Source organism: Paenarthrobacter sp. 10L420, from assembly GCF_056395385.1.
On sequence record NZ_JBFTJK010000001.1, the window covers coordinates 443,146 to 456,938 of the forward strand.

30 protein-coding genes are annotated in these 13,793 nt (G+C 58.2%); 4 read left to right on the forward strand and 26 right to left on the reverse strand.

Translation table 11 applies throughout. The annotated features are described in order from the left end of the window. Positions 1-18: 18 nt before the first annotated feature. The 26 genes from AC1DD5_RS02060 to AC1DD5_RS02185 form a co-directional block, all read right to left on the reverse strand. Entirely contained in the window at positions 19-198 is a 180-nt protein-coding gene (locus AC1DD5_RS02060; protein WP_477520480.1) for a hypothetical protein, read from the reverse strand. Continuing rightward, positions 195-527, reverse strand: coding sequence for a hypothetical protein (locus AC1DD5_RS02065; protein WP_477520481.1), 333 nt, complete (start codon positions 525-527; stop codon positions 195-197). Before AC1DD5_RS02065 ends, AC1DD5_RS02060 begins: the two co-directional genes overlap by 4 nt. Continuing rightward, positions 524-958 carry a hypothetical protein gene (locus AC1DD5_RS02070; protein ID WP_477520482.1) on the reverse strand — a complete coding sequence of 145 codons (435 nt, stop codon included), beginning with the start codon at positions 956-958 and terminating at the stop codon, positions 524-526. Before AC1DD5_RS02070 ends, AC1DD5_RS02065 begins: the two co-directional genes overlap by 4 nt. After that, complete coding sequence (locus AC1DD5_RS02075) at positions 951-1,187, reverse strand: hypothetical protein (RefSeq protein WP_477520483.1); 237 nt, start codon at positions 1,185-1,187, stop codon at positions 951-953. Before AC1DD5_RS02075 ends, AC1DD5_RS02070 begins: the two co-directional genes overlap by 8 nt. A 112-nt stretch (positions 1,188-1,299) precedes the next feature. Further along, positions 1,300-1,491 carry a hypothetical protein gene (locus AC1DD5_RS02080; RefSeq protein WP_477520484.1) on the reverse strand — a complete coding sequence of 64 codons (192 nt, stop codon included), beginning with the start codon at positions 1,489-1,491 and terminating at the stop codon, positions 1,300-1,302. Continuing rightward, entirely contained in the window at positions 1,488-1,631 is a 144-nt protein-coding gene (locus AC1DD5_RS02085; protein ID WP_477520485.1) for a hypothetical protein, read from the reverse strand. The genes AC1DD5_RS02080 and AC1DD5_RS02085 overlap by 4 nt, the downstream gene beginning before the upstream one ends. Positions 1,632-1,726: 95 nt before the next feature. Then, positions 1,727-2,014, reverse strand: coding sequence for a hypothetical protein (locus AC1DD5_RS02090; protein ID WP_477520486.1), 288 nt, complete (start codon positions 2,012-2,014; stop codon positions 1,727-1,729). A gap of 74 nt (positions 2,015-2,088) precedes the next feature. Beyond that, the gene (locus tag AC1DD5_RS02095; RefSeq protein ID WP_477520487.1) at positions 2,089-2,505 is read right to left on the reverse strand and encodes a DUF4326 domain-containing protein; all 417 of its coding nucleotides are present in this window, start codon (positions 2,503-2,505) and stop codon (positions 2,089-2,091) included. Continuing rightward, a complete protein-coding gene (locus AC1DD5_RS02100) occupies positions 2,502-2,852 on the reverse strand; it encodes a hypothetical protein (RefSeq protein ID WP_477520488.1) in 351 nt (116 codons plus the stop codon). The genes AC1DD5_RS02095 and AC1DD5_RS02100 overlap by 4 nt, the downstream gene beginning before the upstream one ends. Before the next feature lie 667 nt (positions 2,853-3,519). Beyond that, the gene (locus AC1DD5_RS02105; RefSeq protein ID WP_477520489.1) at positions 3,520-3,687 is read right to left on the reverse strand and encodes a hypothetical protein; all 168 of its coding nucleotides are present in this window, start codon (positions 3,685-3,687) and stop codon (positions 3,520-3,522) included. Further along, positions 3,684-4,880, reverse strand: a complete 1,197-nt coding sequence (locus AC1DD5_RS02110; RefSeq protein ID WP_477520490.1) for a DNA cytosine methyltransferase — start codon at positions 4,878-4,880, stop codon at positions 3,684-3,686. Before AC1DD5_RS02110 ends, AC1DD5_RS02105 begins: the two co-directional genes overlap by 4 nt. After that, complete coding sequence (locus tag AC1DD5_RS02115; protein ID WP_477520491.1) at positions 4,877-5,200, reverse strand: hypothetical protein; 324 nt, start codon at positions 5,198-5,200, stop codon at positions 4,877-4,879. Before AC1DD5_RS02115 ends, AC1DD5_RS02110 begins: the two co-directional genes overlap by 4 nt. Positions 5,201-5,432: 232 nt before the next feature. Continuing rightward, positions 5,433-5,873, reverse strand: a complete 441-nt coding sequence (locus tag AC1DD5_RS02120; protein WP_477520492.1) for a single-stranded DNA-binding protein — start codon at positions 5,871-5,873, stop codon at positions 5,433-5,435. Positions 5,874-5,877: 4 nt separating this feature from the next. Continuing rightward, positions 5,878-6,708 (reverse strand): HNH endonuclease signature motif containing protein, encoded by an 831-nt coding sequence (locus tag AC1DD5_RS02125; protein ID WP_477520493.1) that lies wholly within the window; start codon positions 6,706-6,708, stop codon positions 5,878-5,880. Between the two features lie 117 nt (positions 6,709-6,825). Further along, positions 6,826-7,377, reverse strand: a complete 552-nt coding sequence (locus AC1DD5_RS02130; RefSeq protein ID WP_477520494.1) for a hypothetical protein — start codon at positions 7,375-7,377, stop codon at positions 6,826-6,828. Next, positions 7,374-8,207, reverse strand: coding sequence for a PD-(D/E)XK nuclease-like domain-containing protein (locus tag AC1DD5_RS02135; protein WP_477520495.1), 834 nt, complete (start codon positions 8,205-8,207; stop codon positions 7,374-7,376). Before AC1DD5_RS02135 ends, AC1DD5_RS02130 begins: the two co-directional genes overlap by 4 nt. After that, positions 8,207-8,359 carry a hypothetical protein gene (locus tag AC1DD5_RS02140; RefSeq protein ID WP_477520496.1) on the reverse strand — a complete coding sequence of 51 codons (153 nt, stop codon included), beginning with the start codon at positions 8,357-8,359 and terminating at the stop codon, positions 8,207-8,209. The genes AC1DD5_RS02135 and AC1DD5_RS02140 overlap by 1 nt, the downstream gene beginning before the upstream one ends. Next, positions 8,356-8,544 (reverse strand): hypothetical protein, encoded by a 189-nt coding sequence (locus AC1DD5_RS02145; protein WP_477520497.1) that lies wholly within the window; start codon positions 8,542-8,544, stop codon positions 8,356-8,358. The genes AC1DD5_RS02140 and AC1DD5_RS02145 overlap by 4 nt, the downstream gene beginning before the upstream one ends. Continuing rightward, positions 8,541-8,720 (reverse strand): hypothetical protein, encoded by a 180-nt coding sequence (locus tag AC1DD5_RS02150; protein ID WP_477520498.1) that lies wholly within the window; start codon positions 8,718-8,720, stop codon positions 8,541-8,543. The genes AC1DD5_RS02145 and AC1DD5_RS02150 overlap by 4 nt, the downstream gene beginning before the upstream one ends. Positions 8,721-8,847: 127 nt before the next feature. Then, a complete protein-coding gene (locus tag AC1DD5_RS02155; RefSeq protein WP_477520499.1) occupies positions 8,848-9,141 on the reverse strand; it encodes a hypothetical protein in 294 nt (97 codons plus the stop codon). Then, positions 9,138-9,272, reverse strand: a complete 135-nt coding sequence (locus tag AC1DD5_RS02160; RefSeq protein WP_477520500.1) for a hypothetical protein — start codon at positions 9,270-9,272, stop codon at positions 9,138-9,140. Before AC1DD5_RS02160 ends, AC1DD5_RS02155 begins: the two co-directional genes overlap by 4 nt. Further along, positions 9,269-9,466: a hypothetical protein gene (locus AC1DD5_RS02165; RefSeq protein WP_431116499.1), complete on the reverse strand. Its 198-nt coding sequence runs from the start codon at positions 9,464-9,466 to the stop codon at positions 9,269-9,271. The genes AC1DD5_RS02160 and AC1DD5_RS02165 overlap by 4 nt, the downstream gene beginning before the upstream one ends. A gap of 106 nt (positions 9,467-9,572) precedes the next feature. Further along, positions 9,573-9,749: a hypothetical protein gene (locus AC1DD5_RS02170; protein WP_477520501.1), complete on the reverse strand. Its 177-nt coding sequence runs from the start codon at positions 9,747-9,749 to the stop codon at positions 9,573-9,575. Further along, positions 9,746-10,036 carry a hypothetical protein gene (locus AC1DD5_RS02175; protein ID WP_477520502.1) on the reverse strand — a complete coding sequence of 97 codons (291 nt, stop codon included), beginning with the start codon at positions 10,034-10,036 and terminating at the stop codon, positions 9,746-9,748. Before AC1DD5_RS02175 ends, AC1DD5_RS02170 begins: the two co-directional genes overlap by 4 nt. A 10-nt stretch (positions 10,037-10,046) precedes the next feature. Then, positions 10,047-10,208, reverse strand: coding sequence for a hypothetical protein (locus tag AC1DD5_RS02180; RefSeq protein ID WP_477520503.1), 162 nt, complete (start codon positions 10,206-10,208; stop codon positions 10,047-10,049). Next, on the reverse strand, positions 10,205-10,450 hold the full coding sequence (locus AC1DD5_RS02185; protein ID WP_477520504.1) for a helix-turn-helix domain-containing protein: 246 nt from the start codon (positions 10,448-10,450) through the stop codon (positions 10,205-10,207). The genes AC1DD5_RS02180 and AC1DD5_RS02185 overlap by 4 nt, the downstream gene beginning before the upstream one ends. Before the next feature lie 396 nt (positions 10,451-10,846). On the opposite strand from AC1DD5_RS02185, the gene AC1DD5_RS02190 reads away from it, so the two are divergent. The 4 genes from AC1DD5_RS02190 to AC1DD5_RS02205 all read left to right on the forward strand — a co-directional run bounded on the left by AC1DD5_RS02190 (position 10,847) and on the right by AC1DD5_RS02205 (position 13,592). Continuing rightward, positions 10,847-11,344, forward strand: a complete 498-nt coding sequence (locus tag AC1DD5_RS02190) for a hypothetical protein (protein WP_477520505.1) — start codon at positions 10,847-10,849, stop codon at positions 11,342-11,344. Positions 11,345-11,509: 165 nt separating this feature from the next. Next, entirely contained in the window at positions 11,510-11,914 is a 405-nt protein-coding gene (locus AC1DD5_RS02195; protein WP_477520506.1) for an ImmA/IrrE family metallo-endopeptidase, read from the forward strand. 53 nt (positions 11,915-11,967) lie between these two features. Then, positions 11,968-12,303 (forward strand): DUF6221 family protein, encoded by a 336-nt coding sequence (locus tag AC1DD5_RS02200; RefSeq protein ID WP_477520507.1) that lies wholly within the window; start codon positions 11,968-11,970, stop codon positions 12,301-12,303. Next, on the forward strand, positions 12,300-13,592 hold the full coding sequence (locus AC1DD5_RS02205) for a tyrosine-type recombinase/integrase (RefSeq protein WP_477520508.1): 1,293 nt from the start codon (positions 12,300-12,302) through the stop codon (positions 13,590-13,592). The genes AC1DD5_RS02200 and AC1DD5_RS02205 overlap by 4 nt, the downstream gene beginning before the upstream one ends. Positions 13,593-13,793: the final 201 nt, after the last annotated feature.

Here is a 13,793-nt window from a genome sequence, read left to right on the forward strand (position 1 = left end):
AATGCGGCCTCGACACACTCATGCGCTGATCAGGTGCGCGTTGCAGGGTGCGTTGATGGTTAGGCCGCCCATTCCGTCGCCTTGCATGTAGGTGTTGATGAACGCGTTCCAGTGGCCTTGGCAGAGCGGCACATCCTCGGCTGGGCTGACTTTGAACGCACCCTCAGTGCAGGGCCGGCACTGCTCCGGGTCGCTCATGCCTGCCCCTCATGAAGGAGCATCACGGATTCGCACCCGTCTAGGATTTCCTGAGAAGTCCATAGCTGGTCGATGAAGGGGAGCTTCCACCCGGCCTCGCCGCGCTGTGCCGGGTAACCGTCGCCCCGCGCATCGAAGCACATCACACTGCTCAGCACGGGGAGCGCATCCAATTCCACTGTCGTGGTGATGGCGCGCCTTTTCGCCCAGCCATCGTTTACAAGTTCGCCCGCGAGCTTGTACGCCGCGTTAGCGTTTATCAGTGACGGCCTACTCAGCGATGCAGGCTTACCGTGGATAGCGTCAGCTAGCTCATCTCTCGCGTTCATTGTGTTCCTTCCTGGTTTGTGGTGTCAGACCCCAAAGCGGCGGCAAGAGCGGTACGGATGAGGTTGGCTTGCCAGCTCTTAGTGGCCGGAATGCCAGACCTGATTGCAACCACCTCATCCATCTGGTCACACTCTGACACCACGGCTTCGATGGCGGCGAGTAGGCGGGACAGGTCCGCAGGCGCGTTTGCGATCAACTTGGCATCGGAAATGTTCGGAGGCCAGCAGCACTCACGAGCCGCGTTCGAGGCGCCCCTGACTTTGAGGACGTTGAAGGGATGGAATCCGGGGTTGGGGTGGACGATCTCACGAACGAACCACTCGTCAATGGTGGCTCCCGGCATTGGCATGTCACGCGCTTCCCATGGTCCGGGTGTTGCTGCTGCCAGTCGTTCCCGGATGGGTGCCAGGAGGGCCCGCAAATCAGTCATCAGAGGACACCTTCCATGGGCAGTCATCGGACTGCCATTCGGTTGTTTCGGTGGCGAGTGGGCGGGACTTGATTTCGTAGACCTTGCCCCATCCGCGTTTGCCTACTTGGATTTCGCCGTCTTTGTCGATCTGATCGAACGGGTTCCGCGTGTAGCCCCATTCGGTGTGGAGGTCGCCGCGTTCATCCGCATACGTCACACCCCACTCACGGTTCTGTTCTTCGCTCATTTGGTGGGTTCCTTGGTTGTGAGTAGTTGGGTGAGTTGTTCCGGGGGGAGGTTGCGGAGTTTCGCGGCCAAATGCGGGGGGAGTGTGGCGAGGTGGGCGGACTCAGCGGCGGTCATGACGCGTCCTTGGCGATGCCAGCTTCAATATCCTGGGCTTCGATGTCATCAAGGAACCCTGCGATAGCATCAAACGCGTGCCGAAACCCTAGCTGATACTCATTGGCTTTCAGGTCACTGTTTGAGGTCATGAAATCGAGGCCTGTCACGTAGCCCTCAACGAAATCCTTTACACGCTGGATGCTCATATCTGGTTCTCCATGTCTTTGGCTACGGTGTGGGCGGTGAGTTTGAGTTCCCGGATGAGCGCCCATTGGGCGCCTTCGTCCAGTCCGTCGATCAGCTCAAACAAGTGGGTGAGTTTGTGGTGTTCAGGGTGGGTGCTCATGGCTGGCTTCTTACGCTCTTGGGCTGGCTGCTCACGTCCACCCCGATGTAACCAAGTGTACCCGATATTGCACCAAAGTTCACTGGCTGGGTTCGCTAAAGTTCGGGTCTTTTGCCGGTAAGCAACGCGATCAAATCATCCAGGGTGAGGGTCACGTACTGGTCGCCAGCGGATCCCTTGCCGCGGCGTTTATGAACCACAACACCAACCAAAGCGTCATCATTCACACGCTCCGCAGAGGCTTCCGTGACCCAGCCCGCGAGGTTCATCTTTGCCACATCCTTGCACTCAACAGCAACCCTGCGACCATGCACACGAACCCCGCCAATGTCACCCTTATCCGCGCTGCCCGTCTTCACGCGCCGGTCAATCACATCCGACACATGCACAGCCAAGTAGTCTGCTACTAGCCGCTCAAACCGTGACCCAGCAGCCTTAGCACTAGCCCTAGACCGGCTCATTGGTTCGCCAGTTCCAGCAGAACATCCCCGTGGCAGGGCTGATCTGGCGGGCAGAAGCAGGCAAGATTCTTCCCTTGAAGATCCAGAAGGTCTTCCACTTCGCGCTCCTGAAAAACTCGATGTCCAGTGAACAAAGATCGGAACAGGTCCGTAGCTTCTCTTGCTGCATATCGCTGGGTAGTTACGGGCTCATGCTTGCCTTCGGGGTGGTGCCGCATGTCCAGCAGGTAAGTGACATCATTCTCATCCACGACTTCCCAGCACCCGCACTTGAGGCCAACCATCTTGAAAGGGTTGCCCCACTTTCCGGGGCGGCAGACGCTCACGGTGTTCTCTGGCATTCGCCAACCCTTAGTGCGCCTACGTTGGATCCTCTGTGGCTTCATCATTTCTTCTCTTTCGTTGATAGTCATTCGGCGCACTCCCGGCAGAACCAGGAACCAGACGTTGACCGCACCATCTCGCCAACCGGGTGCTTACGTGCCGGGTTACAACCAGCACACAACCGCTCACCACTCATGTTCAAGGCCTTCCCCTTCGCTTCCTCCCAATGCTCCGGCCACAACAACGCTGCCGGGGTTTTAGCCTTCTCATTCATCCAAGTTCTTTCCGCCGCCGCCGTCACCTGAGTGAGTGAAGCGCCACGTTCCGCTGCTTGCTGTAGCTGCCCCATGATCCCGTTATGGTTCCAACCAGGACGGCGGCGACGAATAATCCGGGACAGATCAGAAGCATCATGTTCATCAAATTTGTAAGCCATAATTTCGAGACCTCGCATGTAACTTAAGTGACATCGGCGGCGGAAAGCAGCCCAATCTTTTTTGAAAAGCGGGAGGTGAGACGCGGCGCGTAAGCGTTATACGTTAACGTGCATACCGATCCGGACTGCCTTTCGCTATGCGAATCGCATACGAATCGCATCGTCAGATTGGTGGTTCGCCGGGGCTGTCCTGCGCCGGGTCGGATGGTTTCGCTGACTTCTTAGCCCACCTGGCTTTAGCGCCTTCCCTGCCCGCCTTTGTGCGGCGTTGCAGGTACTCGACAGTCGGCTGGTAAACGTGCCAGTCGTGGATGTACCAGCCCTCTTTGATTGGCTCCCACAAGTCCGCTTCCTCCAACCGTTTCGCGTCCTTAGTTGTTGCTTGCAGGACCGGTAACGCGAGCTTCGGGATTATCCCCGTGCATCCGTTCTCGCCCGCATAAGCCAACGAAAACGCGTAAGCAACGAACGTCTTGTGCCCTGACGGCAACCCCAGCAACCGCAACACCTTCGGGTTCCGGTAGATACTCGCGTCCCAACGAACCCACTCAACGCCTGTCTCTAGCCCCACTAGGCTTACCCCTCTCCCGCTCGTCCCGCATGGCTTGTTTCCGCGCCCCGTCCGCTTGCTTGCGTGACTGCCGGCGCTCCCGGTCAGACGCGGCGGTCATGAGTCTCCAGCGTTTATCGCAGATTCCAGCGGTTTTTGTAGCCACCCGAGCCAGTCCTGGTACTCTCCGCGCTCGAAGTTCTTTAATTGCTCGTAGTCGATTCCATCTTGATCGCATATGGTTCTAAGTGCGGCCTCTGCTGCTGCGGCAGTTACTTTTTTCACGCTTCGATCCCCTCCGCCTGGAATGCGTTCAACATGTCTCGGATTGCGGCCATAGCTTGCTGTGGGACGACGCCGTTTCCGCACGCCTTGAGCTGCTCGTTGCGGCTGATCCCAATGGCAGGATCCGTAACCCAGCCGTCAGGGAGGCCCATCATCCACTCGGTGAACCTGGGGCTCAGGCGATGTCCCTGATTTCGTCCAGTAGGTTCTGTTGGCCTAGGAGATGGCCTTCCGAGTTCGACTTCCCATCGCCGGATTGCTGATTCGTATTCTCCCCAATCAACAGACTGGCTATTGTCAGCGGCATTCCCATTCCATTCCCGTTCACCGCCGTCAGTTTCACTCGTTCCCGTCGCGCCAACCAGGTCTCCGTAGACTCGCCATCGTTCGCCACACAGGCGCTTGGCGTCGGCAGTAGAGTCACGTCGTGGTGAATCGCTGTTGCAAGCGTGATTGACCTCTTCGCTCCAGAGTCCCTCGTCCCGCCCTTCTCCTTGGATATTCGCCCTCCGGTCGAGTCGGCTGCCGCTGGGGTAGGGAGTAAGTGTTCGACCTCGTCCGCCAGGGTGGGGCCGTGACCTCCAGCTTTGCGTTTGTCGGGGTGTTGCGAGCCTCCGTTTATCGCGAGCTGCGTGGTTGGGGTCTTGAGCAAGGACGAAGACCCTGAACCGTCCATGGCAGGCTCCCACGTCGGCAGCTCGTAGGCCACGCCATTGAGCGTCATACCCGAGGTCGGAAAGGTCCCCGAGTACACGTCCAAGTGCTCGCAGAACAGCCCTTCCGTCTGCGGCGTCTCCCATGCATCGCGGGCACTGTTCCAGATCGCTATCGGCTGTGGCACTGTATGCCCCTCTCACGTTTTCCCAGACCACGTATTGGGGCCGGATGGTTGCGATTGCTTCGCGCATTTGAACCCATAGGTTAGAGCGCGTTCCTTCTGTCATGCCTTTGCGTCGGCCGGCTCCGCTGAGGTCTTGGCAGGGGGTTCCGCCGCTGATTATGTCCACGGGTTCGATTGCTGCCCAGTCGATTTTGGTCATGTCGCCGTGGTTGGGGACGTTGGGCCAGTGGTGGGCGAGGATTTTGCTGGGGGCTTCGTCAAACTCTGATACCCAGGCAAGTTCGGCGCCGAAGACTTCTTCAACAGCCATGCCCAAACCGCCGTACCCTGCGCACAGCTCGCCAAGTTTCATGCTGCGATCTCCTGTGGGTAGCCGTGGTTTTTTCGTTCGTTGTGTTCTTTGATTTCGGCTACGGCTGCGAGTAGGCCTTGTGGTCCGCCGTATCGTGGTTCGGGGAGTGGTTCGCGGCGTTGGCGTACAGGGGTTTCGACTAGTTGGGCGGTGCGGTTTTGGGTTTCGATGATGCGGCGTTCGATGCGCTGGTTTTCGCGGTTGAGGCGTTGTGCTTCTTTGTGTGCTTGGCGCGCTGCTTCTAGTTCGGCTTGGAGGCGTTGTTTGCGTTCTTTGGCGGCGCGGATTGAGTCTGTGCCGCGGTATTCGTATCCGGCCATTTGCTAGTCCTCCTTGTAGGGTTTGCAGTCGCGGCAGTGGGTGCGGTCGGTTTTTGTGCGGCGGCTGGCGTTGAAGGTGATTCCGCAGCGGTGGCATTCTGGCGTTTCGGTCCATCCGCGTTTCGTTTGGATGCGGGTTGCGGTTACTCGGGGCGTGCTCAGGGTGATCATTAGTGCCTTGGGGTCGGGGGTGCGCTGCCGGGAGTAGTCGGCAGCGCACCAGGGGTTTGGTTTAGAATGGAACTTCGGCTGACTGTGGCGCGGCCCAGGGATCGGCTTGCTGGTTGTTCCAGGCCTGCGTGACAGGAGCGCCGGCCTGCCTGCCTTGATCCGCGTGACCTTGCTGTGAGCTTCGGGGGACGAGGGCGACAGACTCGGCAACAACATCAAGTGATTCGCGCGGTTCGCCGTTGTGCTCGTACTTGCGGGTCTTCATCCGGCCAGTGACAAGCACCTTGCCTTTGCCGCCCGCCAGTGCTTCATCGAGGGATTCCGCGTCACGTCCGAACAAAGTGACGTTGAACCAGGTTGTTGCCCCGTCTACCCATTCGCCTTGCTGGTTCTTTTCTCGCGGGGTTTCGGCTGCTGAGAACGAGGTTCGAGGCTTTCCGTCCTGCCCGAACTTGAGGCCGTGGTAGGTGCCGATGTTGCCAGTGAATGTTACGTTCGCCATGTGGTTAGGCTGCTTTCTGGTTGGTGTTTGTGGTGCGTTTCTTGAGTGCTACTTGACGCTTGTATTCGCGGGTCGCGGTCTTGCACTTATCGCAACGGCAGCCACTCCTGTACCGTGAGGTTGTGCCGCATGGGATGGCTTCGCCCTTCTTGCGTCGCCGCCTGGACCGATATAGATCGGGGTTAGTTGTGGAAGCCTCGCCGCGATCCCGGTCATTGAAGGTGAATAGTTCATTTCGCAGGTTGATGGCTGCTTGTTTTGCAGCGTCTAGGTTGGTGTAAATCCCGCCGTGATGCGCTTTGTAGTTGTGATTGACTAGCACGTGGTAGCGACCTTTTGCCCAATGAACTCCGCGAACTCCGGTTGTGCTGGTGGTGGGGGCTTTGCCGCTATGGTTCTCGTTGTTCTGCTTCGGGGTAGCTAGGCGTAAGTGCTGCGGGTTGACACATCCGCGGTTGTGGCAGATGTGGTCAACGAACTTCCCCTCTGGGATTGGACCCACTAACAGCATCCACGCGGCTCGTTGGGCGGTAGTTGGCCGGCGCTTTCCGTCTTGCGACTTCATGACAAACTGCCCGTACCCTTGAGGCGTCCTACTCGCTAGCCACTCCCAGCAGCCTTCGGACTGCTCAACTTTCTGCATGAAGCCAGCAAGCCTGTCGCCATGGATTACCCGGACTGCGTTGACTGACCCATTTCGCCTCTTCCTGGCGTAATGCATTGAGCAGTACCTTTGTTTCGCTGCGGGCTTGTCGCATTCCTCAACTTCGCAGCCTCTCGTCATGCTGCTCTCCTTTCTGTCTCTCTGGTCCAATGCCATGCGCCTTGACCGCATTGGTAATACCTCACGTCAACCCCACCTTTCTCGGCCCAGATGATGGCGTGGATTTGGCGGGCGTGTTCGATGCTGCGGCAGAGTAGTTTCCCGCAACGGCATCTACGGGGGAGGCGTTCAGGCCGGAGGGTTTTCATCAGCCGGGGTAGCCATCGAACGGATCGTGTCGAGTACTTCCTGTGCGGCGCCAGCTTGTTGCGCTGCTACCCAGAGCGCCCGGAGAGAGTCGGCATCGCCACCCGCTAGTTGCGCCTCAGTCAGGAAGTCACGGGCCGGGGCGGGGGGTGCTTGTGCTGCGAGGGGCTGCACGGTGAAGGTTTCCCGTTTGCCGCGGGATGTAGTCACCTTGTAGTTCGATACCTTGTCGATGTGTGACAGGTGGGAGATTCTGATTCCGCCGAGAACTTCCTTGCCGAACCTGACCGACTGGTCACGGTAGAGGGTTACGCGACGGCCAACCCATACGTCTGATTCGTCGCCCCACGCCTGCATCAGGACCCGGACCATTCCGAGCGGTGGGCGCCAAGCGCGGGGCTCGCCCTCTAGCGCGATGTCGTACTTCTGCTCAGCGGTTCCTTCCCTAACTCCTGCGATGGTGAATGTCCTGGCGCCCCCAAGGAAGTCGTCTGCGTTCCACTGGTCGGAGCGTGGTTCTGCGGTGATTTTCAAAGCTTCAACTCCGGTTCGGTTATGCCGAGTAGGTCTTCGGCTTGGTAGACGGCCCAGTTTGGGAGGGCAATGGGTTCGGCGGTGGGGTATCCGGGCCAGTTGCCTGACTCTGTGCATTCTTGGTAGATGCGTTTTGCCCGGTCGTTTAGTTGCTGGCCAATTTCGATGGCTTCCCAGTCAAGCTCGACCACTGACACGTGATAGGGCGCGGTCTTCTCGACAAGGACGAACACGAATGGGAGGGTTTCGCCGGTCGCGGCCTTCACGCCGTCGATGTAGTGGGCGGCTGATTGGTGGTAGCCGTAGTTGTAGGCGGTTTTGCCGAACTCGCGTGGGTCTGCGTTGATTGTGGTTTTGAGGTCAACGATTTGTGTTGGCTGCCATGCGTCAGGCCGGCACTTGAGCGGCAACCCGTTTTCGTCCCAGAACACGGATGCTTCGGCGCGGTGCCCGGTGAATGCTTGACGGGCTGTTGGGTGGGCCATTACCGCGTCATTCATTGCAAGGACTTGTGCCATTTCTTTCTTGAGTAGTGGCTGTCTGCCATCGGCTAATACCGCCGCTTTTGCTTCCTTGGCGGCTTTGGTGAGCCAGTTGTCGGCGTCTACTACGGCGATGTTGGATAGGTCGCCTTCTAGGATCACGGAGTGCACTGCGGTGCCGAGAGTGAAAGCGTCGGAGAATTTCGGATGTGTTTGGTCCCATTGGTAGTGGGCTGGTGTGCGTGTGGCGAGGGTCTTGAGGCTCGTGGATCCGAGGGCGGGGTGTGCGTGGTAGTCCTTGTTGCTGATGCCGTCGTAGATCCCTGGTTCCGTAATTGTTACCGTCATTATTCGGCGTCCTTTGTTGGGATGGGTTCGGTGATGGCACTGTCTTCGTGGCAGGCGCAGTCGGGTGCGTGACTGTTGCGGACTGTGGCGGCGAGGTTCGACGCTGCGAGCAGGTTCCGGTGCTCGTCCGCGTAATACTCGGCGGGGGTCATTGCTTCGGTTCCCAGATGACTTCGAGGGGTGCGTATCGGGCGAGCCGCTTGCTGTCATGGAGGGCTGTTTCGAAACTGCACCAGTGATCGCAGCGCTTCTGCCATACGTCTTCGCCGTTGTCGATAATCACGGACAAGTTGGCAAGCGCGTCCAGTTCTTCTGCCTTGGTAATGAAGCGAGTCACGCCACACTCCCCAAAACCATCGCGTGCAGGTCCGGCGCGTGCTTTGCCAAGTACCGTGCTGCGGCTCGGCGTTCGTGTTCGGTGACGGTGGTGTTGCCAAGTAGCATGTCGCGGTTGAACACTGACGCCCCGTTCACGAGATCGTTGCTCGGGACTAGTTCCAGGTGGCGGCTCATCGGTTTCTCATTTCTTTGTCGGTGCGGTCGTTGCAGTCGGGGTGGTGATGGGTTGTTGTGACGGGGAACGGGCCGAACCATTCCCTAGTGGCGGTGCAGTGCTCGTGGTTCTTGGATGGGTTGAAGGTCATGGCTTGATCGGTTCTAGGAGGATCACGACAGCGGTTGTGTATTTCCAGCACTTGTTGCAGGTCATGACCGCGCCGGATTTGATGTAGTCAGCGAGCACGGCGCAGATAGCTTGCACTGGCACTACGCCTTTGCACTTCGCGCAGGCGCCTTTGAAGTAGAACTCTGCTGGCCCGTTGTCTGGGTGCTGAGGGTGCTTACCGTGCTGAGGGAAATCACAGGGCTGTTCAGGCATTTCGCCAACCAGCAACTCAAGGTCAACGTCTACTTCGATGCCTGCTTGGACGGTCATCGTGTGCCTCCGATGATTGCGGCGATGACGATTGTGGATGTGGGGAGGCCAACGAGGATGAGTACGCCAACCACTGTTTCGCGTACGGATTCGAGCGCGTCCCGGTTCCAACGAATCGGCTGCCGAGTCATTGCGCAGTCTTCTTCGGGTATCCATTTGCTGCCCACCCGGTAGCTACGGTGTGCGCGGCTTCGAGGGTCCATTCCAGGGAGGCGTGGAGTCTGCCGTTCGGGTCGATGCCTTGAACCCACCAAGCGCCGGCGATGTCGCCTTTGGAAACGGTGGGGCGGTGCGGGTTCTTACGGTTGAACTGGTTGTAGATCATTGCTCTCCCTTTCTGCGTGCGTCTGCGTCATCTTCGTGTCGGGTTTGTTGTTGCGCTTCGTCGTCTTCGCGCTGGCTGTAGAACAACCAGTCGCGCGGTTCGGTCCTCATGTTTCCTCCGTGAATTTGGTTTCGAGTTCGCGCATGAGGGTTTCGGTTTCGCGGAACCTGTCGACGTCTGTTTGCCTTGGGGTCAGGCCCGCTGCGACTGCTCTTGCGATGAAGTAGGCGGTGACATTGCGGCGCCTCTTCGCCTTCTCCCATTCCTCGAATGTGCTGCTCATGCGCGTAGTGCGTAGTCGGAGCGCTTGCCCATGAGCGCGGCTTTGAGTGCGTCACGGGCGCCGTCCTCGACCACGTTGTAGCGGCTGTTCGGGTAACGGGAAGCGCGGTGCTTACCGAAACCAGCAGGGATGTGACGGCCCTGGTTGATGTACGTCATGTACTCGGCTGCGAACTTGCTGAACACGAAGTAGTTGACGTGCTGACCTTTGGTCTTGCCGGTCTTCAACCATTCGCGCAGGAGTTCAACCTGACTGATCTTCGCGGGGGTTACTGTCGGGGTGCTCATGGGGTGCTCCTTAGTACGCTTCCGAGTCGAGTGCTTGTTGTAGGTCCGTGACCCAGTACTCCTGAGTCGAACCATCTTCGAGAGTTATCTGAACCTTGTCGGGGCTGATCCTGTCGAAGCGGATCGGCGCCGTGTTTGTGGTGGACGTGATGGTGTACATGGCGGGTGTCATGCAGCTTCGGGGTCTAGCACTCGGGGGTTGATGCCGAGGACGTTGGCTAGCGCGTCGGCGCGTTCCCTTGTGAGGGTGCGGCGTCCGGATTCGAAGTTGGCGATGCTTGAGTGGGTCAGGCCGACAGCGGTCCCGAGTTCATCCAGGGTCAGTCGGCGGAGTTTGCGGTTGGCTTTGATTACTTCCCCGATGCGGATATCCGTGATGGCTTGGATGTTCCTCCGGGCTGTTGTGGTTTCCATGTTGTGAACCCTACTGAATCAAACTGAAACAGTCAACCCCAAAAGACTGAAACAGTCTGAACTTCCGCTAGATCATGCGGGAAAATCGCTGAACTTCGCTGAAATTACAAGTGATGTTTTCAGTGCTTTGCGGTGTTTGGTGAACTACAAAAAGTTTGTTGTTTCAGTCGAGGGTGCGCCACGATGGTGCTCAAGGTCGGGTTTAGATCTTGACCGAAAACTGATTGAGCCTTGGGGCTTGCATGAGAGTGCCGGCCCACTATGAACCCAGTGGCATTGAGCACGCCGCTGCGGTTCATCCAAGTACAGCCAAGTAGTGAATGAGCACTCTGCTTGGCAAAGTCGAGTACGCCACCCCTCTATGCAGGGGCGGGCCTGACGAAGGACATTTGTGCAATGAGCGAAGATAACCGAGCCGAACTTTCACGGCTCATAAAAGAACACTTGGAGGACCGGACGTTGAGCACTGCCGGGTTTCTCAGGTTGTTCCCGGAAGATATAAGCGACCGTTCCGTCTTCTTTTGGATGTCCGGATCGAAGGTGCCTGGGACTGCTGCAACGCGGGCTGCTTTGGAGGCCGCGTTGGATTGGAAGGCCGGCAGTGTGCGTGAGGTTTTAGGCGCGAAGGTTGGGACTCGTTTCGAGCTGTCCGAGCTGCGTGATTGGGAGAAGCTTGGTATTGAGCCTGAGCCTCCGAGGCTGGCGGATTTCGCGACTGAGGAATTGGTGGTGGAGTTGTCGCGGCGTGTGGGTGCGGCTGAGAAGGAGAACGAGTATCTGGCTCGGCGTATTGCTGAGCTTGAGAGTGAGCATTCTAGTGAGCGTCGTTCGGCGTATGGTCTTGCCGCTAACGACACGTCAGGGGCTCGGATGCAGGAGCATTTGGAGCGTTAGGACTTAAGGTAACGCCACCGTTATGTAAATCGTCTGGAAATGGTATCGAGGTGTGACCTTCAACCAATCCATTACGTCTGTTAAATGTCGTGGGCGCCGGTTATGGTAATCCCATTCGCTCTCATCTGGGGGTAGCGACATGGATAGTTATGGGGTTCCACTGTGGTGAAGGTTGTTAGAGAGCGTCTTGAGGATGGTTACGCTGGGCTCACGGACGGGGAAACGATTTGGTTGGATGATCGCCTGGACGCGGCTCAGCAGTTGTGCACTCTTCTGCATGAGTTGATTCATGTGGAGTGGGGGCACACGGGCCATCAGGTTGAGGTGGTTGAGATGCAGGTCCGGTATGAGGTTGCGCGGCGTCTTCTACCGTTGGATCGGATTGTGGGTGTGTGTAAGGGGCAGAAGTCGTTGAAGGTGTTGGCGGGTGAGTTGGGTGTGACGCAGCAGGTTCTCATGGACCGCGCCGCCACGTTGACGGATAAGCAGGCCAAGACGGCGGGGTGTTGGGGCTGCCTCAAATGCCCGTCCATCGCCGCCCGCAAACGAACCCTCACCAAAGCGCAGTGAACTCTAATGCAACCCCGAGTGCACTTAATTGCAAAACGAGATAAGGTTATGGTATGAGCCAAACAATCACCGAGTTCCTTGAAGCCAGGATTACAGAGGATGAGTATGAGGCTGAGGTGTGCCTTGCCCAGTACCGGCGCGGCGAGGGCGGAAGTTCCCGGAGATGGGTGCGTCAACTTGCCGAGTGCGCGGCGAAACGCGCGATCATCGCAGCGCATCCGATCGTTGACAATGTTGTCGAGGTGAGCACGCGCGTCAAGTGGGGGTTCGCGTGCGAGACATGCTTTAGCTATGGCGACTTGGTAGAAGACCACGGATACTGCGACACTCTCCGCGCACTCGCCGCCGTCTACGCCGATCATCCCGAGTACAACAAGGACTGGTCATGAGTCCGCGGCCTCAGCTGGCGATTGGTGATTACGGCGCTGTCAGTTACGCATATGACTTGCCCAAGGTCACTGCTAAGTGCAGGTTCCGCGGAATGGATGGTGTCACGCGGCAGGTATCAGCGTTAGGGGTTGGGCGCGGGCGGGACGCTAAGGCCATAACCAGCACCGGCAAGAACGCGGCACTGGCGGCGCTGAAGTCCAAGATCAACGAGTTGAAGCGCGGCAGTGACAGCATCAATTCCGAAACCCGCCTCAAGGACTTGGCTGAGACGTGGTACGCGGGGCAGCAAACCGAAGGGCTCAAATACAACACGTTGAAGCGGAACCGAGCCGCGTTGGACAATCACATCACCCCGAAGATTGGCGGGCTGAAGTTGCGGGAGGCCACCACCTCACGCCTGGATCTGTTCATAAGGGATGTCAGCGTAAAGTCTGGCCCCTCAGCGGCAGCGGTGGTGCGGTCGGTGTTGTCAGGGATTTTCACCGAAGCGCAACGCTATGACGCGGTTGACGGTAACCCGGTTGCGGCTACTCGCGTGCCGAAGATCGAGCGTAAGGCCATCCGGGCTTTGTCGTTGGATGAGTTCTTGGGGATGCGGGCGTTCGCGCAAGAACGGATGCGGCCCTTGACGTGGCAGGAGAGGTTTGAGAAAGCTGGGGGTGACAAGTACCGCATGGGTGGGGTGTCTCGTTCTCAGACGCCACTTGATGTAATCGACTTCCTCATTGGTACGGGCGTTAGGCCCGCTGAAGTTTTGGGTTTGCGTTGGGATGATGTGCATTTGGACGCCGAAGTCCCATGGGTGCACATTCACCAGCAGATCATCCGGGAGACGGGCAAGGGGTTGGTCTTCGCTCCGACGAAGGAGCGGGATGAGCGCCGGCTTGCGCTGCCCGCTTTCGCTGTGGAGATGTTGCGGCGCCGTCAGGAGCTGCCGGGGAACGAGTGGGGCGTGGTGTTCGCGAATGCCAGGAACAAGCTGATGTGCCCGGATTCCATGCGTGGGGTTTGGAATGATTTGTTTAGGCCGTCAGTTAAGGAGCGCAAGGAAGTGAGCCCGGAGGTTCTGGCTGAGAGGTATCCGTGGGCGTGGGTTACGCAGAAGACTTTGCGTAAGACTGTGGCTACGTTGATCGCTGAGGCTGGTGGTTCCGTGCGGGCTGCTGATCAGCTTGGGCACACTTCGGACAGGATGACGAAACTGCATTACATTGCCCCGTCGCTGCTTCCGTTGGATGAGAGGGAGATCCTTGACGCTCTTGGTGGTGACGGCGAAGAGGCGGCGTGAAAAGGTTCACCCCATCCGGCATACAGCAAAAGGCCCCCACCATTCGGTGGGGGCCTTTGGTTTTGGTGCTGGTCAACGGAAACACAACGGTTTGACAGAACGCATATGTTCTCTGGAGAAACGATGGATTCACCGGCTTGCACTGTTGCAAGCGTCTACGTGCACTTCGGTGCAATCATTGGGATCTAGGGTTCACTAAAG